The organism is Candidatus Dadabacteria bacterium, from assembly GCA_026708565.1.
Taxonomy (GTDB): Bacteria; Desulfobacterota_D; UBA1144; order Nemesobacterales; family Mycalebacteriaceae; genus Mycalebacterium.
The window spans coordinates 13,226-32,310 of the sequence record JAPOUR010000040.1 but is presented as its reverse complement, the minus strand read 5'-3'; the positions used below and the strand labels follow the sequence as shown (position 1 = coordinate 32,310).

Sequence of the window (19,085 nt, the reverse complement as noted above, 5' to 3'; positions counted from 1 at the left end):
ACCCACGCGGTATTCGTGGTTCTTAATCTCTTTCGGCACTCCGATTTTCATCCGCCTGCCTCTGGAAGGATAACTGATTCCACTTACACCCTCGCTTTTTGAGAAACTGCTATTCGTAACTTTATCAAGGTGTTGGCTGAAGATCCTGCTTTCTCAAGGTTTGCCCCTCTTCTTTGCCGTGAGCCGAAACTGTCTCCAGTAACAGAGTTAATCATCTTTCGTAACGATTGATGGATGTTTGAGTCAGAGGGGTAGTTTTCTTTAAGGAATACTGAGACGAGAGTACTCATTGCGGCAATCTTGCCAGCTTGCGCTTGCATCTCATCACAATTTTCCTCGTTTATCGTGCTTGTCCAGTAAGTGACGGAATCCTTAATCAGTTCATCGCAGAACCCTTCTGCAGTTCTAATGACATGCTTTTCGGTTTCCCACTTCCGGACGGACTCTTGAATCTTCTTGTTGAAGTAGTAAGCAAGTGATGCGGTAACGACCGCGCCAAAGCCAAATGCCAGAAACTGGCCCCAGTTCATTGTTGGTCCTGAGCATCGCGAATGTATTCTCTTACATTCTCAATGTATGGATCAAAGTAGCTGTTTTCCGGTCTGAACTCCAGTGCTTTAATAACCGCCTCAGCAGACAGTCCTTTCACACTAATAAGTCCGCCGAATGCCTCTTCCAAGAAGGATGAGGTCAATCCTTCCATGCCCTCAAAATCCACTACCAGAACATCATTTTCCCTGATTGCCTTGTCAATGCGTGGAAACAGCAAGTCATCACGGAACGCTTCTCCGCTTTTGTTGCTGTCACTCCTGTACCTGCCAATCGGCGCAGGAGAAAACTCTTCAGCTATCTTCAACAAGTTTTTCATTGTTCACCTCATCACTCCCGTAGGGAATGATACTCCATTCTACCAGAGTTCCATTCATTCTGCGAGGCAAAGATTTTGAAACAACAGATTCCTCCGTATCTTTAGAATGTTTTCTGTATTCAACTATCCCTTTCCCGCTGTATATCTTAAGGGTTCCCTGTTTGCTTTGGTCAATCAGGTTCCTAAGTTCAGAAAGCCCACGACCACGGCCAGGTAGTTTCGTAGATGTCTTCCTTTCTTGGATGGAGATTTTCATTAGTTCGTGGTCACTACCATCACTTTTGATGAGGCTTAGTAACTTGATGCCGAGCTTTCTCAGTTTTGTCTCACTAGAATCACGCAAGGTCCCCGGTATTGTCAATCCTCTGTCATAGCAAACCACCTTCACTTCGCCGGTTGCAACATTGAAGGAAGCGGAAACCCACCATCTTTCCGAGGGTTTTTTCTTCACCCTGCTTGTATAAGCATGATGGTGCGTGTTGGTAATCGCTTCTGACACTCCGGCGTAAAATGGCAAGTGAAGTTTTTGAGGAATCTTCTCTGTCGCGGAAACTCTTTCCACCTCTTTGATGATTTTTAGGACATCTTGCCCGTCAAGGCGAGTGCCGGAGACAAAGTTAACAAAGATTTCATCTTTTGTGCCCTGTTGTTGTGAGTGGTGTTGAGATTGAGGCGACACCTTCAAGAATTTCAGGAAGCCCATCTCATCTATCAAAAGATTCCTCACGGTGTTATTCCATTCGTTGTCACGTGCTCTTAATTTTGTGTTGTTTTCAATTGTGTAGATGTGTAATTCAGCGAGCAACATTAACGCTCCGGATGCGTTGATGTTGCTGATGTTATTAAAATTCACATGGAAGTTTTTCCCTCTGGCTGTTTTCAGAAAGTCTCTCAAATAGTCAATCTTCTCAACGACACCATTGTAGTTTTTTTCTAAATCAAAACTCTCGGGCAGGAGAATCTCGTTCTCTTTCTTGGTCGGCGAGGGTGAATCACCTATGTCATTATCTTGGCTTTTGTATGTGATTTCCCGTCTTTTCTTTGAACGTTTGTATTTGCCTTTTCTTGCCTCTTCGCGTCTTCTTGCAATTTTCAGGCGAAGGAGGGCCTCTTCTCTGGGTGGGGGTTTTTTCAAATGTAGATAACTCCTGAGTATTACCTTCAAATGCAGAATGGATAATGTACGGGCTTTTCCGGTTATATCAAGCGTTTGAACCCTCTCACCGCCCCGGCTTTGCCATGCGGTAAAGCGTTCCGTTCCCTACCGAAAGAAACCAGACCGAACCGTCGGGCGCAACGCGCACATCACGGACGCGCCGGGTCTCCGGAGTTTCTATCCGCTCCGCCTCCTCCATGCCCCGGTCGGGCGTCAGGCGCGAGATGAGGTCAAACGCCAGCGAGCCGACAAGCAGGTCGCCTTCCCACTCAGGGAACATATCGCCCGAATAAAACGCCATTCCCGAAGGGGCGATTGAGGGGTCCCAGTAATGCTCCGGCTGCTCCATTCCCGAAGCCGCCGTTCCCACGCCTATTTTCCCGCCGGAATAGTGGCGGCCGTATGAAATGACAGGCCAGCCGTAATTCGCTCCCCGCCGTATCAGGTTCACCTCATCGCCGCCCCATGCCCCGTGCTCCGCCACCCACAGCCGCCCCCGCGCGTCAAACGCCGCGCCCTGCGCGTTGCGATGCCCGTAAGACCAGATTCCGGGGCTCGCCCCCTTCTCTCCGGCAAAAGGATTGTCCGCAGGGATTGAGCCGTCCCTCGCAACCCTTATCACACTGCCGTTTCCTCGCGACAAGTCCTGCGCCGAAGGGCGGTCTCCCCGGTCGCCGACCGTGAAATAAATGAGTCCGTCCGGCCCCTCCGCAATGCGGCTGCCGTAATGCCGCCCGCCGCCGCTGCCGGTTTCCAGTTCCCAGATTACTTTCACATCCTCAAGCCGGTCTCCCCGGAGACGCGCGCGGGCGAGCGCCGTTCCGCCTCTCCTTCCCTGCGGTTTTGAAAAACTCAGGAAAATTTCGCCCCGCTCTCCGAAGTCGCCCGGTGTCATCACATCAAGCAGCCCGCCCTGACCGCGGGCGCGCACACGGGGAACATTTTTGACCACGGAGAATCTTCCGTCTTTTTTGTAACGGCGCATTTCGCCGCCCCGAAGTGTGATTAGAAAATCGCCGTCCGGCAGGAAAGCGAGAGACCACGGCTCTCTCAGCCCCCCGGCGATCGCCGTGAACTCCACCGCCCCCGCCGATGTCTGCCTGACCGCCGCATGCGTCAAAACGGGCGGCGCGGCGGCGAATGTTATAAAAACCGCCGCTAACTGAGCCGCCGCAAACGCCCGCAGCGCCCGCAATTTACGCCACCTCGCTTACTTTCCAGTTTTCGTCAACCCAGAGGCCGATGACTTCCGCCTGAGGATGAGCGGATTTAACCGCTTTAACGGCTTTTTCCGTGTGGGCGGTCTGCGCGTCTTTCGGCTTGGGGTTTGCCGCGCAGTCGTGGTGTCCCGCGACCGCGATTGCGGCGGAGTTGTGCTTTTCCACCGAGATTTGAATTGCTTTGAAGATGTCGCCCGCCTTGCCGGAGCAGGTCGCAAGGTTCGCGCCGGGCGCGGTGATGCAGTCAACATAGTCCGCGCCGAAACGGTTTTTCATATACTCAATGACGGGGATTTGCGCCCTGCCGTCAATGCAGTTTATCGCCGTGCAGAATTTGCCGCTCATATCTCCGTAATTGTAACACACGGGCGGGCGGCTATAATCAGAAACTATGGGCGAAGAAAGTATTGCCGTTGCGGTTTGGGGCTATCTGTCCGGCACGTTTCTTGTTCTCGCGCCCGTTTTTCTGTTTGGTCTTTTCCTTTCGGGGCTTATGCGCGTGCTTATTTCGCGCGAGCAGGTATTGGGGGTGATGGGCGGGAATGACCTCCGCAGTTCCGTGGCGGCGGCGCTTGCGGGCGTTCCCGTTCCGCTGTGCAGTTGTTCCGTTCTGCCGGTTGTGTCCGAACTCAGAAGCAAAGGGGCGAGCAAGCCCGCGTGCGCGTCTTTCCTTATTACCGCGCCCGAAACCGGAGTTGATTCCATTCCCGTTACCTATGCGCTGCTGGGGCCGTTCATGGCGGTGTTCCGCCCGCTTGCGAGTTTTATTTCGGCGATTGTCACCTCAATTATGGTAATGACGTTTGACCGGGGGGAAGCCGCTTCCGCCGCGCCCGCGGAGGAGGGCGGCGGCCACTGCTGCGGCGCAGGCGGGGAAGAGGATGATTATGTGGGGTTTTCGGAGCTTGCTCGCTCCGCGCGTTTCTCTCTCTCAAGGCTGCTTGGCAGGCGCAATGTTTCCGACCCTTTCGGGCAGAAAACGGCGCGGTTGCGGACGATTCTGGCAAATGCGTCTCGCCGGGCGTTTGTTGAGCAAATGGACATGATTTTGTATCCGCTTCTTATCGGCGTGGTTGCGGGCGCGGCGATTGTCGCGCTTTTCCCGGCGGACCTCTCCGCCTACGGCGTAACGGGATATGTTCAGTATCTGGTTTTGCTTGCGGCGGGAGTTCCGGTTTATATCTGCGCCACCGCCACGACTCCCATCGCCGCCGCGCTTGTGCTCAAGGGCGTAAGTCCGGGGGCGGCTCTTGTGTTTCTGCTGTCGGGACCCGCGACCAACACGGCGACCATAGCCGTTTTGGGCAGGCAGTTCGGCTGGCGGTTCACCGGCGTGTATGTGTCTTCAATTTGCGTGACGGCGGTAGTCACGGGGGCGCTTCTTGACCTTGCGCTGATAGCCACCGGCTTTTCGGTTGTGGCAAGCGAGGGGGGCCTTATGGGCGGAATGGTCGGCGCGGTTCAGGTTGCGGGACTCATCGCGTTTGCCGCAATAGCGGCGTGGCGGATTGCGAGCGGACGGAAGGCGCGGGCTGCATGAGTTTTTACGCGAGCGGGGTTTTTATTCGGGTTTTTTCCCGCGTAATTTCGTGGGTTTTATGTTTTTCCGTTTTTGCGTTTTCTCCGCTCTCCGAAGCCGGGGTGTGGCGGATGTGGGAAAAACACGGGGATGCGGCGGGGGCTGTTTCCCATAAAAAATGGGGAGATTTTCTCTCCCGTTACGTTTCCGTCCGTGAAGACGGCCTTGCGCTTTTTGATTACGGCGGCGTTTCACCGGAAGACAAAGCCGTTCTGGACGGCTATGTGGCGGAACTTTCCGCCGCTTCCGTGCGTTCTTTTTCGCGTGATGAGCAGTTCGCCTACTGGGTCAATCTCTACAACGCGCTCACAGTTCAACTCGTGCTTGACAACTATCCCGTGCCTTCAATAAAGAAGATTTACACGCGGCTTGTGTCAATAGGCCCGTGGTATAAAAAACTGGCTGTTATTGAGGGGGAGAAGATTTCCCTGAACGACATTGAGCACCGCATTCTGCGCCCGATATGGAAAGACCCGCGCGTGCATTACGCCATTAACTGCGCGTCAATCGGGTGTCCCAATCTTGTTGCCGCCTACACTGTGAGGAACACGGAACGACTGCTTGAGGAAGCCGCCCGCGCTTATGTCAACCATCCGCGCGGTGCGGAGGTGAAGGGCGGGAAACTGTTTGTGTCATCAATTTACAAGTGGTTTATAGAGGATTTCGGGGACGATAATGAGGGGGTTATCGCGCACATTAAGAAATACGCTTCTCCGCAACTGCTGAAAGATTTGAAGGGGATTAACAAAATATCGGGAGATAGTTACGACTGGGATTTGAATGATACAACGGGGCGGTTGCCGTGAGGTGTCCGGCGGGGGGATTAGTTGATATCGTTGCCTGATACTTATACAATAGGCAGTTGAGGAACATCAAATGCAGTTGACAGCCATAATAACGCCAGCAGAGGAGGGTGGGTTCATTGCAATGAACCCGGAAACCGGGACTCATACGCAAGGGGAATCTGTTGAGGAAGCCCTTGTGAATCTTAAGGAAGCAACGGAACTCTACTTGGAAGAGTTTCCCTTGAAGCATTATGGCAAATCCTTTTTGACGACTATTGAAGTCCGGGAAAATGTCTCCTAAGTTACCCCACCTGTCTGCCGGGGAGATTGTAAAAACGCTTGAGAGTATGGGTTTTGTTGTTGCCCGAACAAAGGGTAGTCACATTATTATGCGTCGGGGTTCATCCGGTTGCGTTGTTCCAAATCACAAAGAGGTCAAAATCGGGACGCTTGCCGGTCTGTTAAGACAAGCGGGCGTTGAGACCGGCGAATTTCTGGAAGCAATGAAGAAAGGGTAAGTTGGGAATGTTTATCTGGAAGTATTTCACGAACAAAGACACCGACGGGGGCCACCGGATTCAGTCCGCGAGGGAAACCGGCGGAAGGAGTTATTCGGGAGTGGTATGGGGATAATTCCTAAACCTCAATCTTCTCTCGTGACACTTCCGCCAGCCGCCCTATACAAGCATACTAATTCCCTTCTGCAGCAACATTCTTTGATAACTGCATACAGAGAGGTATGCTGGTACTGTAATGACTGGCAAGTTCAGTTTATCCGCCGCTAAATGACTAAAATAATTTACAAGTGAGAGAATATAAATTGCGACACCGTTGTGAATATGAGAAACAATGCAAACTTTGCCGCTGCCACCTTTCTTTCAAACCGCACGTGAAGACCATCGCAAAAATAATCAAACCGCTCTGTAATCCCGGTCAAGCGAAAACGCTGAACATGGGCAACAAAACGACCTAGGTCGTTGGAGCAACGTACAAGGGATGACTCTACTGCAATGATCGGTGATCTTATGTTTTTCACCAAGAATAATTTCCCCCATTCACCCAGTACTTCTCCAAGTAGTGCACCGACAACAATTGCCACAAATAAAAAATCTTTTTGTCCATCTGCCGCCGAAATGCCTATAGATAGGGCGCCTCCGAGAAAAAGAAATTCAACCATATTGGGAAAATTATAATAACGATATTGAGGAAACAGCGATGGTAACACACTGTCTCCGTAAGCCCATCTCATAAAGCGAATATAAGATCTTTTGCCGTCATTCCACCAATCATGCTTTGCTTTTGCCATCCATGCAATGGAGAATCGAGTGCCGGATTCATCCACAATACGCAAACAAAAGTCAATGTCTTCACCTCCTCCTAGTTTTGGAAATCTGGACGAAAATCTTTTCTTACCCATTGCTGAACGGCGAATTAATAAATTCGCAGTAATTCCCCATGAAACAGTTCTGTATTCTGCGGGCAGGTGCCAAAAAGTTAAAATGTCGCTATTCTGAATGCCGCGAGTGAAAGAATTATGTGGATTCGGAGTAAGAGTAGGACCGCAAAATCCGGGTGCATGTTTATTTGTTTGCATGGCATACTCATATTCAAAAAGAATGTTTTCATCTGGTTCAATGTCATCATCCCAAAACAAAACCCATTCAGCATTGGAAGCATCCAGACAGACATTGCGAGTCATTGGTGCGCCAATGTTTTGAGTGTTGTGAATAACCAACACATCTTTGCGTTGCAAGCGCTTTTCCAATCGTGCTGATATGAAGGCATCTGGATTGTCCACAGCGATAATAAACTTTATCTCCATGTGGTCGGGTTTCCTCACATCCAGCATTCTCAGTAGGTGGTGCTCGCTCATCCGGTATGACGGAATCAGTACATCCAATGTCGTTTTGTTCATGTAATCTCCCACTGTTGCTCCAGATCCTGAAGACAAAAACACCACGCGCCTGTTTCACATTGCACACGCGCCTGCTTAAATTCAGACTGCGCTTCTCTGACCGTTCGTGATGATACTGTCTCATTCAACCGACCGTAAATCGGTTGCTTTAACCACGCACAGAATTTTAACTCGCCATGCGTAAAAAGCGCCTGTCCTTTATCCAGTCCGCATGAACTTCCTTTTAATTTTTTGCTGCCGCCTACTATATCAGCCACCGCATTCCAAAACCACGGCGGATTCGTTTTGACTTGCGCACGGGCTACGACCATTCTCCCCAATGTGCGAATAAGAGCCGAGTCTTCGTTTTGAAATTTCAACCATGGAGCGTGTTTTCCCAGATAACCGTCATCAAAAACAGGCGTGAACTTGACATAGTCCACTTCGTGTAGATTTCCAAAATCCACTAAACCCGCCAAATGCCGGAATTCCATGTTCGCCTTAGATAATACCGTGTTTATGACAAACTCCGGCGTCCTACGCATTTGTTTTCTGTGCTCCAAGACATGCTCAAAGTTCTCCATGATTTTTTTCTGCTGGTGTCGGCTCATACCTCTGGCATTGGCGGCGACCTCCGGTGTCACTCCGTCCAGAGAAGCTGTCACTCCGGTAATACCTGCGGCAAGCAAAGAATCAAATCGTTGCGACGACAACAACAGTCCGTTGGTGATGACAACAACGGAGTCCACTCCGCTTGTTCTGTAATAAGAAATGAGTTCTTCCAAATCGGCTCGCAACAGAGGTTCTCCGCCGGAAAAAACTACGCGCTTGGTTCCCAGAGCCGACAATGTTTCCACAGGTAGCCGCAGGTTGTATTCAATTTTGCGACCAGTAGCGGGTGAGCCCCACTGACAATAGGAGCAGGAAGCATTGCATTGATAGGTAACATCAATGACTAGCGCGGGAATGTTTTTAATCATGAGAAAGCAATCCCTGAAAATCTTTCACGAGCCGTGCAACGGATTCTTCAAGAGATTCATGCGTACGCCAGCCCAGAATTCGTTTGGCAATCCGGGGGTCTCCCTGAAATTGTTCTGCCCCTACTCCGCGCGATGGAGCAACGGTTATTTTCCCCTCTCCGGTAACCAGCGCCATTTCCGCCAGATATAGCAAAGATGTGGCTCGTCCGGTAACAATGTCCAATGGCGGCAGGTCTGCGACACCCGTATTCAATATCTCAATTGTTTTGACAATTGCGTCTACAGTGTCGTTCACATGGTTGAAATCAAAGAAATTATCGCAACCCTCAACTTTCAAAATGCCATTAATTGCGGCGGCGCGAGCAAAAGCGGGCACCACGCGGTCAGCATGGTCATCAGTTGTGCCGAACACATTGGACAGCCGCAACACGGCAGTGGCAACCCCCAGCGTTCTCAAGTCGGCTACAATGAGTTCCGAAGTTGCCTTCGTTTTTGCATATATATTTACGGGATTGATTTGGAATGTTCCATTGCTGTTTTTGCATGGCGAATTGCCGTATACTTCCCGCGAACTGGCAAGAAGCAACCATGGTTTCCTACGTGACTCCAAAACAGCCATCGCCAGATTTTTCATTCCGCCTATATTAACGCTTTCACACAAAACAGGATTTTGTTCACCCCAAATCACCCGTGAAACAGCACCCAAATGAACAACGCCATCGCTTTGCCACACAGCATCCCGAACTCGGCGTGAATCCCTCAAGTCAAACCTTTCTTCTTCAGCCTTCGTACGCAAATCACATCCAGCAACCGTGTGTCCCAGTTTTTCCAATTGTGGTCGCAACGCTTTGCCTATCAATCCAGAAGACCCAGTCATGAATATATGCATTATAAGAATACTATACTTAATAAAGAAACCTTATAACAAGGTCGAGAGAACTTTCACTATGCGAATGACTGTTGTATAGAATGGGTGTGAAACGACCTGTGTGTCTTTATCAAATTTTGATGGGGCAAAGAAAAGAGAGATGAAGGGGGTGTTTATCTGGAGTATTTTTCGAACAAAGACACGGTTGATGGGGGCTACTGGGTTCAGTCCGCGAGGGGAACCGGCGGAAGGGGGTCATTCGGGAGTGGTATGAGGGTGGGGCGGAGGGTTAGTTGATATTGCTGATGACACCTATACAATAATCAAATTGAGGAACATCAGGAGTTTCCTCTACAACAAGGAGGAAGTAATAAATGGGCAAAGGCAAAACAATAAGGCGTTTTTACTGCCAGTCGTGTGAGGATGGTTCTTCTGTTTTCATAGACCATCATGCGGATAGGATGTTCTATCCGGCTGCAACAGAGATAGAGCGCAAAGGGCAGGGAGCTCTCGGCTGGCTTGCTCATGAATTTGAAAAGAGGACTGACAACACACCTGACCGTTGCGAGGTGTTTCGCGTTTTTGATTTTGGCTTGTCGGTTGAGGAAATTGAAGCCGATTTTCATCGGTTGGTAAATGTTGAGGGCGTTGTTTCCCACTATGCGACTCTGGTTCGCAGTTGGGTATGGATGCCCGAAGGTCATGAAACCGGCATTGTTTTGAACGAAACCGGGGAAATGCGTAAGTCTGCTACGGGGTAATTGGATGACTTCTTCCTATTCTGACGCGATTGAACTGGTAATGAAGGAAAACGGCGGCTTCGCCCCGTTGAAACTTCTCTACCGCGAAATTTGGAAATACAAAGACCGTAGCAAGGTAAAGGGCAAAACCCCCGACAACACAATACAGGAAAGGTGTCAGAGGGATGGCAGGTTTTACAGGTGCGGCAAAGGTGTTTACGGGTTAGTTGAACTCCGTCCGCAGATTGAACAATCGGCAAGAGATGACCTAAAAAAGCAACCGCCGGAAGAAAGGTTGCATACCCGGATGCAGGGGATGTTGCTGGAGATTGGAAATGCTCTGAATTACGAGACCTACACCGCTGACCGTTCCTGTCTTTTTGACGGAAAGCCTCTTGCCAATCTGGCAACACTCAAACAGATGCCCGGCTTCACATTCCCTAAAGTTACAAAGATTGCAGCGCGTATTGATGTGGTCTGGTTTTCTACTCAGGGCTTTCCCAAGGTTGCTTTTGAGGTTGAGAATACGACCAATTTTGACCGCGCTTTTCAAAGGTTTTCAGAACTGCAAGAGTTTCATACCAATTTCTTTTGCGTTGCTGAAAATTCCAGACAGAGCAGGTTTGACAAAGAGAAACAGAAAGTGGCTTTTGAGCCTATTGAAAAGAGGTGTTTCTTTAAATCCTTTGAAGAGGTGGAATCCGTATACGATTCCAGATCAAGTTTGCGGTTTCCTTAACTGATCTGTTTCTAATCAATGAAGGGTGGAAGGCAGTCAAGAAGTGATGGCGGATGAGAAGAAAAAGATTCACGAGTCGGATCTGTTGAGAACGAAAGACAATGTGATCAAACATGATTCCAGATGGGAGCATTTTAGTTACATTGAAGGTTCTGTATTGAATCGTGGTCCCCTTCCTCTTGAGAGGTATAGAGAATCCATTGTCAGCATCAGTTTGTTGGACAGTGTTCCTTACGCGATTCGCGTTCAGTTTGAGACTGTTAAAAACCTTGCTCTGTATTCTTGGTTTGTTTACAGATTTGTTCCGATTGCTGAATTGATTGCCCTTGTGACGGTTGAGAATACTTTGAAAGAGTATTTTGGTAAAAAAGGGTGGGGATTAAAGAAATTGTTGAAAGAAGCGAAAAAACAGAATCTCATTCAAAAAGAGGGGTTTGCACAATTTCACCGTGCTAAGGAGTATCACAAGGAAGTTGAAAAGATGAGTGGAATGGAAGATATGTCCTTTTCTGAACCAGAGGATTATGTCTCAATATTGATTGAGACACTTCCTAATTTGCGAAATGATTTGGCTCACGGGGATATAGGGTTGTATCCGGATTGTTTTCTCACTGTGAGAAGTTGTGCAGAAATTATCAATCAGGTTTATGATAACAAACCTGATTAAATATTCATTACCCGCTTTTTCCCTGAACAGTGGATTGGCTCTTTGCAACCCGCATTTTCAAATCGCGCCGCCTTCTTCCTCATCCCGCTCCTTCTCCCTCAAAATGTATTCCCCCAAAAGCGGGATGGCAAAAGAATACTTGCCGTGCCGGTTCTTAAACACAAGCCCCTGATCGCAAAGCGTAGCCAGCATTTGATTTACATGGCTGTTGCTGAACGGATTGTCCGAAGTCTTTTTTGACTGTTTCACCACTTCCTGAACAGTGAACTCTCCGTCTTGACGCTTCAAAGAGGCAATCGCAACCATCAGGTCGCGCTGGCGGTCTGTGGCGCGTGACCAGCGTCCGGAAAAGAAATCGGCGTCCAGTTTCCGCTCAATTTTTTCGGCGGGCACACTCGCCTTTTTCCCTTTGTCCGCAAGTTGTATGAACACATCAAACACTTCCTTGCATATAAACTGTATGAAATACGGATAACCGCCCGACATTTTAACTATGGTGTCCACCGATTGCGGGGTTAACACTATGGGGCTTTCAGAGTCTTCAATCGGTTTTGTTATGGCTTGTCTGCTGTCTTCGTCTCCAAGTTTCTCCAAGTCAACCACATGAAACATACGCTCCGCAAAAGTGCGGGAGTCCACCAATTTCGGGAACAAGGTCGGCAACCCCGTCAATACGAGCATTAACGGCAGCCCCTTCCGTTGCAGGGATTGGAATGTGTCAAGCAGCAAAGCCATGGGGAACTGCTCTTTGTCCTGATGGTCTGAGAGGTTTTGCGCTTCATCATAGGCGAATACAATCCCGCGAATGTTTGCGCCCGACTGCGAGATTGCCCCCCATGCCAATTCCAGAACGGCTTTGATTTTGTCAAGCGTGAGCCCCGGAGTTTGCCTGTAGATATCAAACAGCGCTTCGAAATCAAGCGTCTTGTATTTGGTTTGCTTCTTACTGGCAAAGCCGATGATGTTGCGCTGTCCGACTTTCAAATGAATGGATGAAGTAATGGGGGACAAATCGGCAAGAAGGCGGATTGCCAGATTTTCTTCACTTGTGCTGGTGGATTCGCTCAAGTCCGTGCCGACCCAAAGCCAGCCGCTTTCTATGGCGAGAGGCTTCAGCGTTTCAAGCAAGACGGTTTTCCCCACTCCCCGCAATCCGGTAAGCACCATATTCTCCAAAATGGTTTCCTGCTTGAGAAGACGCTTGAATTCATCTCTCTCTTTCTCTCTTCCAGCAAGATAGGGAGGCTGATGCCCGGCTCCCGGCTTGAAAGGGTTTGTCAGTTTCTCCATTCTTTATTGCCTCCCGTTTGTGATGGTTTGACCTAAATATAGGTTTGTATCTAATTTTAGTCAAGAGGCGCATAGAGACTAAATTGTAGTGAATGTTCTTTTTTCAATCCCTCTTGACACCGCCTCCCGCCCTGATAGAATGTCCGTTCCCTTCCGCGTCAGTGCGGGAGTGTTCTTTGACAACTGAATACATAGCTGAGCGAATAAGAAACAACGCGCCATCTTGTTTCGGGCATTTTTATGCCTCGTGGACAAGATACGCAGGGCAAACGGTGGATGCCTAGGCGGCAGCCAGCGATGAAGGACGTAGTAAGTTGCGATAAGCCCCGGGAAGCGGCTAAACACGCTTTGATCCGGGGATTTCCGAATGGGGAAACCTGATCGGGCAAAACCCGATTATGACGCCGTGAATACATAGCGGCGTCAAGCGCACGGGGGGAAGTGAAACATCTCAGTACCCCCAGGAACAGAAATCAACAGAGATTCCCAAAGTAGCGGCGAGCGAAATGGGAACAGCCCAAACCGTGTAAGTGTCAAGCCACGGCGTTGCTTGCACGGTGTCGCGGGGTTCGGCTTCAGGGGTTCCGTGAAACCCCTGCGGGAGTTACAAATCCCGAGGTTAGAAGAAGCGGTTGGAAAACCGCGCCACAGAGGGTGAAAGCCCCGTACTTGAAAACCTTGGGACTCCCGTGCCGAATTCCCAAGTACTCCGGCACACGTGAAATGTTGGAGGAATCCGGGAGGACCACCTTCCAAGGCTGAATATGCGCTGCCGACCGATAGTGAACTAGTACCGTGAGGGAAAGGTGAAAAGTAACCCGATGAGGGTAGTGAAATAGAACCTGAAACCGTTTGCCTGTAACCAGTCGGAGGACTATGCCCGGAGCTTGCTCCGGGAATGTCTGACGGTGTGCCTTTTGCCTAATGAGCCGGCGAGTTATTGTCATTGGCAAGGTTAAGCCGATAGAGGTGGAGCCGAAGCGAAAGCGAGTCTTAAACGGGCGACAAGTCACTGGCAATAGACCCGAAGCGAACCGACCTATCCATGGCCAGGGTGAAGCGGAGAGAAAACCTTTGTGGAAGCCCGAACCGTTTAGGGGTGAAAACCTATCGGATGAGCTGTGGATCGGAGTGAAAGGCTAATCAAGGTTCGTGATAGCTGGTTCTCCCCGAAATATATTTCGGTATAGCCTCATGTGATACAACGCGGAGGTAGAGCGCTGGTTGGGCTAGGGGGTCGAGAGATCTACCAAACCCAGTCAAACTCCGAATGCCGCGTTGCCTATAGCATGGGAGTCAGTCCTCGGGAGATAAGTTCCGGGGGCAAAAGGGAAACAACCCAGACCGTCAGCTAAGGCCCCCAAATCCAAACTAAGTGGTAAAGGAGGTGAGTAAGCATAGACAGCCAGGAGGTAGGCTTAGAAGCAGCCATCCTTGAAAGAAAGCGTAACAGCTCACTGGTCGATGCTTGCTCGCGCCGAAAATGAATCGGGGCTCAAGTTTGGTGCCGAAGCTGCGGGTCGTCCGCCGTTCTTGAACGGCCGGGCGGCGGTAGGGGAGCGTTCCCGTTGGATTGAAGGGTTACCGTGAGGAGGCCTGGACCGTCGGGAAGTGAGAATGCCGGCATGAGTAGCGACAAAAGCGGTGAGAATCCGCTTCGCCGAAAACCTAAGGTTTCCTGGGCAAGGCTCGTCCTCCCAGGGTTAGTCGGGACCTAAGACGAGGCCGAAAGGCGTAGTCGATGGAAAACAGGTCAACATTCCTGTACCACTCTGTCTGAGCGACGGGGGGACGGAGAAGGGTAGATCAGCCGGGAGTTGGATTTCCCGGTTTAAGCTCGTAGAGGGAAGGAACAGGAAAATCCGTTCCTTCATTAACCTCAAGAAGTGAATACGAGGGGCGCTTGCGCCCCATAAAGTGATTGACCCCATGCTTCCAAGAAAAGCCTCTAAGTGTTGACGACAGAGTGCTCGTACCATAAACGGACACACGTAGGTGAGTAGAGAATACTAAGGCGCGTGAGAGAACTTCGGCTAAGGAACTCGGCAAATTAGCCCCGTAACTTCGGGATAAGGGGCGCCCGTGTGTATGTGAAGAGCCTTCGCGGCTCGGAGCAGAGACGGGTCGCAGTAACAAGGCGGTGACGACTGTTTACCAAAAACACAGGGCTCTGCAAAGGCGTAAGCCGACGTATAGGGTCTGACACCTGCCCGGTGCCGGACGGTTAAGGGGACTTGTCATCCCGCTTCGGCGGGAGAAGCTCGGAACCGAAGCCCCGGTAAACGGCGGCCGTAACTATAACGGTCCTAAGGTAGCGAAATTCATTGTCGGGTAAGTTCCGACCTGCATGAAAGGTGTAACGATCGCCGCACTGTCTCGGCCGAAGACTCAGCGAAATTGTGGTTCCGGTGAAGACGCCGGATACCCGCTACGGGACGGAAAGACCCCGTGCACCTTTACTGCAACTTGGCATTGGGTTCTGGTGTTACTTGCGTAGCATAGGTGGGAGTCTGTGAAACCCCGCTTTCGGGCGGGGCGGAGACGCCAGTGAAATACCACCCTTGTAATTCCGGAGTTCTAACTTAGGCCCGTTATCCGGGTCAAGGACAGTGTCAGGCGGGTAGTTTGACTGGGGCGGTCGCCTCCTAAAGAGTAACGGAGGCGTGCAAAGGTTCCCTCAGCCCGATTGGAAACCGGGCTTTGAGTATAAAGGCATAAGGGAGCTTGACTGCGAGACCGACAGGTCGAGCAGGGACGAAAGTCGGCCTTAGTGACCCGGTGGTTCTGTGTGGAAAGGCCATCGATCAACGGATAAAAGGTACGCCGGGGATAACAGACTAATCTCCCCCAAGAGTTCACATCGACGGGGAGGTTTGGTACCTCGATGTCGGCTCATCGCATCCTGGGGCTGGAGAAGGTCCCAAGGGTTGGGCTGTTCGCCCATTAAAGCGGTACGCGAGCTGGGTTCAGAACGTCGTGAGACAGTTCGGTCCCTATCTGTAGCGGGCGTAGGAAATTTGAGAGGAGCTGCTCCTAGTACGAGAGGACCGGAGTGGACGCGCCTCTGGTGTATCAGTTGTCGCGCCAGCGGCAGCGCTGAGTAGCCATGCGCGGAAAGGATAACCGCTGAAAGCATCTAAGTGGGAAACCTCCCTCAAGATTAGATTTCCCGGGGCCTTGAGCCCCCTTAAGGTCACTTGGAGACTACGAGTTTGATAGGCTGGAGGTGTAAGCACAGCAATGTGTTGAGCTGACCAGTACTAACCGACCGTGAGGCTTCTCCACGAGGCTTAAAAATGCCTGAAATGAAGATGGGCGTTGTTTCTTATTCGCATCAGTTGTGTGTTTGGTTGGGTGTCCCCTGAAAGGGCCGGATATTATGCCATTTCCCAAAATAGTTGTTGGTTATAAGAAGAAGGATGGCAAGAGTCCTTTTTCTGACTGGCTTTCAAAGATTGATGACAACGCCGCAAGAAAAGTTCAACGCGGGATTTCAAATATGAGGCAGGGAAACTTCTCAAATGCGGAGTCGGTGGGTCAAGGGGTTAGTGAGTACAAGATTCATTTCGGTCCCGGATACAGGATATACTTTGGTATGGATGGTGAAAATCTGGTTATACTTCTGGGCGGAGGGACAAAAAAGAGACAGGGGCGTGATATTGAAATGGCAAAAGGTCTGTGGAGAGAATACAAGTCTCGGAAAAAAGAGGGAGGCATACAATGGCACTAACTTATGATGCGAGAGAAGTTTTTGTAGAGCGGGCACGGAAGAGCAGAAGGTATAGGATTGCTATTCTCGGAGAGGTGTTGGAGTGCATAGCTGATGGTGAGGCGAATACCGCCAGAGATTTGCTACGCGATTATGTTCAGGCGGTTGGTTCCAAAAAGGTGGCAAGATTGGTGTGCAAAGAGCCGCAAGCGGTTATGCGTATGCTCAGGCCCTCAAGCAATCCGAGTTTGGATAATATCTCAAAACTTCTTGCCTCTCTCCGCAAGCATGAGGGGGTTGAACCGCGAGTGAATGCGGGATGATACTTCAACTCCTCGCCTTACTCTCCTCTGCCACTTTCTTCGGCGCCGCTCTCTATATCTCACTCGTTCAGCATCCCGCCGCTTTGGAAGCGGGCGGTTCCGTTGGCGGACGGTTTTTTCCGCCGATGTATAAACGCGCGGCGCGGATGCAGATTGTTCTTGCTCTGGCGGGTTCGGTATCCGGTTTTGCGCTCTGGTTTTACGGTATAGGGTTTCTCTGGCTTATCGGAGCATTTTTTCTGCTTTCGGTTTTTCCCGTAACTCTGATTTTGATTAAGCCCGTCAACGACAAACTTTTAAGTTCCGAAAACGACCCCGATTCAGTGGAAACGAAGGCGCTTCTGCGCCGCTGGGGTCCGCTTCATTGGATACGGACGGTCGCAAGCGGGACGGCGTTTGTGATTTATCTCATAGCCGGAATTTAATAACCTATGGACTGGAACGTCACCGATTACGAGCGCAACGCCTCTTATGTCTGGCAGCGCGCCGGAGAGGTTCTTGACCTGCTTGCGCCCCGCGCGGGGGAAGTGATTCTTGATGTTGGTTGCGGCACCGGCGCTCTAATGAGCAAGATCGCCGAGTCCGGCTGTGAGGTTGTTGGTGTTGACAGCAGCCCGGAGATGGTCTCGGCGGCACGGGAGAAAGGGCTTGATGCCCGTGTTGTTGATGCTCAATGTATGGAGTTCAGCAATCAGTTTGACGCTGTCTTCTCCAACGCCTCCCTGCACTGGATGCCCGATTCCAATGCGGTTCTGTCCAATGTTCACAAGGCATTGAAGCCGGGCGGGCGGTTCTGCGCCGAGTTCGGCGCAAAAAATAACGCGCAGACCATAATTGACGCTCTTTATGAACAGTTGCAAAAATTCAATCTCAACGGCGATGACTACAAGCCGTGGGATTTTCCCGCCGGAGAAGACTACCGCCGCAGGCTGGAAAGAAACGGATTTGAAATCATTGAGTTGACGGTTGCCGACAGAATCACGCCGCTCCCCACGGATGTCGCGGGCTGGCTCAAGACATTTGCCGGTCCTTTTTTGCGGGACATTCCCCCGAATCGGCGCGATGAAGTCATCACCGCCGCCGCAGACAAAGCGGGTCGCAAACTCAAAACCGGAGACGGCAAATGGGTGGTGGATTACACGCGCCTCCGTTTTCTTGCGCGAAAACGGTGAAGTTCGCATATAATCCGATTCTATGTTCCGCGCAAAAAATGTTTTAGCGACAACAGTTCTGGCCTTGCTCTGCATAACCGCGCCCCGCAATGCCCCCGCCGGTTCATGCAAAATCACCGACTCCGATTTGAGAAACTGGGAAGTCTCAAGCGGTCTGGCTTTCTCCGGAGCGCGGGGCAATACGGATAAAACTGACATAGGCCTCCGGTTCTGTTACGAGTTTGAAAACAAGGGAAACAGGGTAACAAGCAAAAGCAGATATGAATTCGGCAAGGTTGACGGCATAAAAAACCAGGATCTCTGGCGTTCCGACCTGTCTTATCTGCGCCGGATTAAGTCCGTGTTTGTTGATTTCAGTTCCTTTGCCGAAAAGGACGAAATCAATCTCGTGGATTTGCGTTTCGGTCTCGGCGGCGGGCTGTCTGCGGACTTTCTGTCCTCTCCGACCGCAAAGATCAACGGGAAGACCCTTATCTTCTGGGAAAGGGAAAAGAGACAGTCTCTGCCTGTGAATGATTTTGCCTCCATGCACTTTGTGGCGGAGATTGAGAAAAAGATGGCAAATTTCAAAACCTCCCTGTCTTCAGTATTTATCCTCCCCCTTAATGAAACAGACAATTTCCGGAGTGAGACCGAGGCGGCGGTCTCCGTTCCGCTCTTTGAGGGCATATCACTCAAACTTACCGCCACAGTTGAATACGACAATGAGCCGGCAAATGAGGCTGTCAAAAAGACGGACTTCAGGTATGCGACATCGCTTCATTTCGCTTTGTGATTGCGGTTTTCCGCCAATCACCGGCGAAGTCCGCTCTGTTCGCATAATTCTATTGACTTTCCCGCCGGAAATCCGCCACAATGGGCTTAATGACTACTTAAGAAGGGAGGGTTTTCATTTCACAATGAGTTTTTTCATCAGGATTTTTGTTTTTGCGCTTGTCGCGCTGTCGGTTTCAACGGGTGTTCGCGCTCAGGCCGCCGATGATGTCGGTATGAGCAACATTCCGTATATCGGTATGGATGTGGGGCTTTCCCTTTCCTCGGCGGAGATTGAGACCACAGACAATGATGTGCCGTCCGCATGTGATGTTCACTATG

The 19,085-nt window shown here is 50.6% G+C and carries 22 protein-coding genes and 1 rRNA gene; 14 read left to right on the top strand and 9 right to left on the bottom strand.

All coding sequences use genetic code 11. The features are described from left to right. Nucleotides 1-83: 83 nt before the first annotated feature. The 5 genes from OXF42_05345 to OXF42_05325 all read right to left on the bottom strand — a co-directional run bounded on the left by OXF42_05345 (nucleotide 84) and on the right by OXF42_05325 (nucleotide 3,589). On the bottom strand, nucleotides 84-530 hold the full coding sequence (locus tag OXF42_05345; GenBank protein MCY4047515.1) for a hypothetical protein: 447 nt from the start codon (nucleotides 528-530) through the stop codon (nucleotides 84-86). Next, on the bottom strand, nucleotides 527-868 hold the full coding sequence (locus OXF42_05340) for an STAS-like domain-containing protein (GenBank protein ID MCY4047514.1): 342 nt from the start codon (nucleotides 866-868) through the stop codon (nucleotides 527-529). Before OXF42_05340 ends, OXF42_05345 begins: the two co-directional genes overlap by 4 nt. Then, entirely contained in the window at nucleotides 843-2,003 is a 1,161-nt protein-coding gene (locus tag OXF42_05335; GenBank protein ID MCY4047513.1) for a hypothetical protein, read from the bottom strand. The genes OXF42_05340 and OXF42_05335 overlap by 26 nt, the downstream gene beginning before the upstream one ends. Nucleotides 2,004-2,088: 85 nt before the next feature. Continuing rightward, on the bottom strand, nucleotides 2,089-3,219 hold the full coding sequence (locus OXF42_05330; GenBank protein MCY4047512.1) for a PQQ-dependent sugar dehydrogenase: 1,131 nt from the start codon (nucleotides 3,217-3,219) through the stop codon (nucleotides 2,089-2,091). A 1-nt stretch (nucleotide 3,220) separates the two neighbouring features. Continuing rightward, complete coding sequence (locus OXF42_05325) at nucleotides 3,221-3,589, bottom strand: hypothetical protein (protein ID MCY4047511.1); 369 nt, start codon at nucleotides 3,587-3,589, stop codon at nucleotides 3,221-3,223. A gap of 46 nt (nucleotides 3,590-3,635) precedes the next feature. On the opposite strand from OXF42_05325, the gene OXF42_05320 reads away from it, so the two are divergent. The 4 genes from OXF42_05320 to OXF42_05305 all read left to right on the top strand — a co-directional run bounded on the left by OXF42_05320 (nucleotide 3,636) and on the right by OXF42_05305 (nucleotide 6,126). Continuing rightward, complete coding sequence (locus OXF42_05320) at nucleotides 3,636-4,784, top strand: permease (protein ID MCY4047510.1); 1,149 nt, start codon at nucleotides 3,636-3,638, stop codon at nucleotides 4,782-4,784. Beyond that, entirely contained in the window at nucleotides 4,781-5,629 is an 849-nt protein-coding gene (locus OXF42_05315; protein ID MCY4047509.1) for a DUF547 domain-containing protein, read from the top strand. The genes OXF42_05320 and OXF42_05315 overlap by 4 nt, the downstream gene beginning before the upstream one ends. Nucleotides 5,630-5,699: 70 nt before the next feature. Beyond that, a complete protein-coding gene (locus OXF42_05310; protein MCY4047508.1) occupies nucleotides 5,700-5,909 on the top strand; it encodes a type II toxin-antitoxin system HicB family antitoxin in 210 nt (69 codons plus the stop codon). Further along, nucleotides 5,899-6,126, top strand: coding sequence for a type II toxin-antitoxin system HicA family toxin (locus tag OXF42_05305; protein ID MCY4047507.1), 228 nt, complete (start codon nucleotides 5,899-5,901; stop codon nucleotides 6,124-6,126). Before OXF42_05310 ends, OXF42_05305 begins: the two co-directional genes overlap by 11 nt. Before the next feature lie 281 nt (nucleotides 6,127-6,407). Here the strand turns inward: OXF42_05305 and OXF42_05300 are convergent, their stop codons facing one another. The 3 genes from OXF42_05300 to OXF42_05290 are packed head-to-tail and all read right to left on the bottom strand — an operon-like array spanning nucleotide 6,408 to nucleotide 9,359. Next, entirely contained in the window at nucleotides 6,408-7,523 is a 1,116-nt protein-coding gene (locus tag OXF42_05300; protein ID MCY4047506.1) for a glycosyltransferase family A protein, read from the bottom strand. Next, on the bottom strand, nucleotides 7,520-8,482 hold the full coding sequence (locus OXF42_05295) for a radical SAM protein (protein MCY4047505.1): 963 nt from the start codon (nucleotides 8,480-8,482) through the stop codon (nucleotides 7,520-7,522). The genes OXF42_05300 and OXF42_05295 overlap by 4 nt, the downstream gene beginning before the upstream one ends. Continuing rightward, on the bottom strand, nucleotides 8,475-9,359 hold the full coding sequence (locus tag OXF42_05290; GenBank protein MCY4047504.1) for an NAD(P)-dependent oxidoreductase: 885 nt from the start codon (nucleotides 9,357-9,359) through the stop codon (nucleotides 8,475-8,477). The genes OXF42_05295 and OXF42_05290 overlap by 8 nt, the downstream gene beginning before the upstream one ends. Before the next feature lie 365 nt (nucleotides 9,360-9,724). Here OXF42_05290 and OXF42_05285 point away from each other — a divergent pair, with 365 nt between their 5' ends. From OXF42_05285 to OXF42_05275, 3 genes are read left to right on the top strand one after another with little or no spacing between them, the layout of a single operon-like run. Further along, a complete protein-coding gene (locus tag OXF42_05285; protein MCY4047503.1) occupies nucleotides 9,725-10,111 on the top strand; it encodes a hypothetical protein in 387 nt (128 codons plus the stop codon). Between the two features lie 4 nt (nucleotides 10,112-10,115). Continuing rightward, entirely contained in the window at nucleotides 10,116-10,829 is a 714-nt protein-coding gene (locus OXF42_05280) for a hypothetical protein (protein MCY4047502.1), read from the top strand. A gap of 25 nt (nucleotides 10,830-10,854) precedes the next feature. Next, a complete protein-coding gene (locus tag OXF42_05275; GenBank protein MCY4047501.1) occupies nucleotides 10,855-11,496 on the top strand; it encodes a hypothetical protein in 642 nt (213 codons plus the stop codon). 57 nt (nucleotides 11,497-11,553) lie between these two features. Here the strand turns inward: OXF42_05275 and OXF42_05270 are convergent, their stop codons facing one another. Next, nucleotides 11,554-12,786 (bottom strand): ATP-binding protein, encoded by a 1,233-nt coding sequence (locus OXF42_05270; protein ID MCY4047500.1) that lies wholly within the window; start codon nucleotides 12,784-12,786, stop codon nucleotides 11,554-11,556. A 249-nt stretch (nucleotides 12,787-13,035) separates the two neighbouring features. Between OXF42_05270 and OXF42_05265 the strand changes: the two genes are divergently transcribed. The 7 genes from OXF42_05265 to OXF42_05235 form a co-directional block, all read left to right on the top strand. Further along, nucleotides 13,036-16,071: ribosomal RNA gene (locus OXF42_05265) — 23S ribosomal RNA — on the top strand. Nucleotides 16,072-16,165: 94 nt separating this feature from the next. Beyond that, on the top strand, nucleotides 16,166-16,516 hold the full coding sequence (locus OXF42_05260) for a type II toxin-antitoxin system RelE/ParE family toxin (protein ID MCY4047499.1): 351 nt from the start codon (nucleotides 16,166-16,168) through the stop codon (nucleotides 16,514-16,516). Then, nucleotides 16,507-16,818, top strand: coding sequence for a transcriptional regulator (locus tag OXF42_05255; GenBank protein MCY4047498.1), 312 nt, complete (start codon nucleotides 16,507-16,509; stop codon nucleotides 16,816-16,818). Before OXF42_05260 ends, OXF42_05255 begins: the two co-directional genes overlap by 10 nt. Then, nucleotides 16,815-17,243, top strand: a complete 429-nt coding sequence (locus OXF42_05250; GenBank protein MCY4047497.1) for a DUF1772 domain-containing protein — start codon at nucleotides 16,815-16,817, stop codon at nucleotides 17,241-17,243. Before OXF42_05255 ends, OXF42_05250 begins: the two co-directional genes overlap by 4 nt. 6 nt (nucleotides 17,244-17,249) lie before the next feature. Continuing rightward, the gene (locus OXF42_05245; protein ID MCY4047496.1) at nucleotides 17,250-17,990 is read left to right on the top strand and encodes a class I SAM-dependent methyltransferase; all 741 of its coding nucleotides are present in this window, start codon (nucleotides 17,250-17,252) and stop codon (nucleotides 17,988-17,990) included. Nucleotides 17,991-18,012: 22 nt separating this feature from the next. After that, nucleotides 18,013-18,765 (top strand): DUF481 domain-containing protein, encoded by a 753-nt coding sequence (locus OXF42_05240; protein MCY4047495.1) that lies wholly within the window; start codon nucleotides 18,013-18,015, stop codon nucleotides 18,763-18,765. Nucleotides 18,766-18,889: 124 nt separating this feature from the next. Further along, nucleotides 18,890-19,085: hypothetical protein (locus OXF42_05235; protein MCY4047494.1), on the top strand; the 196-nt coding region annotated here is incomplete at its 3' end.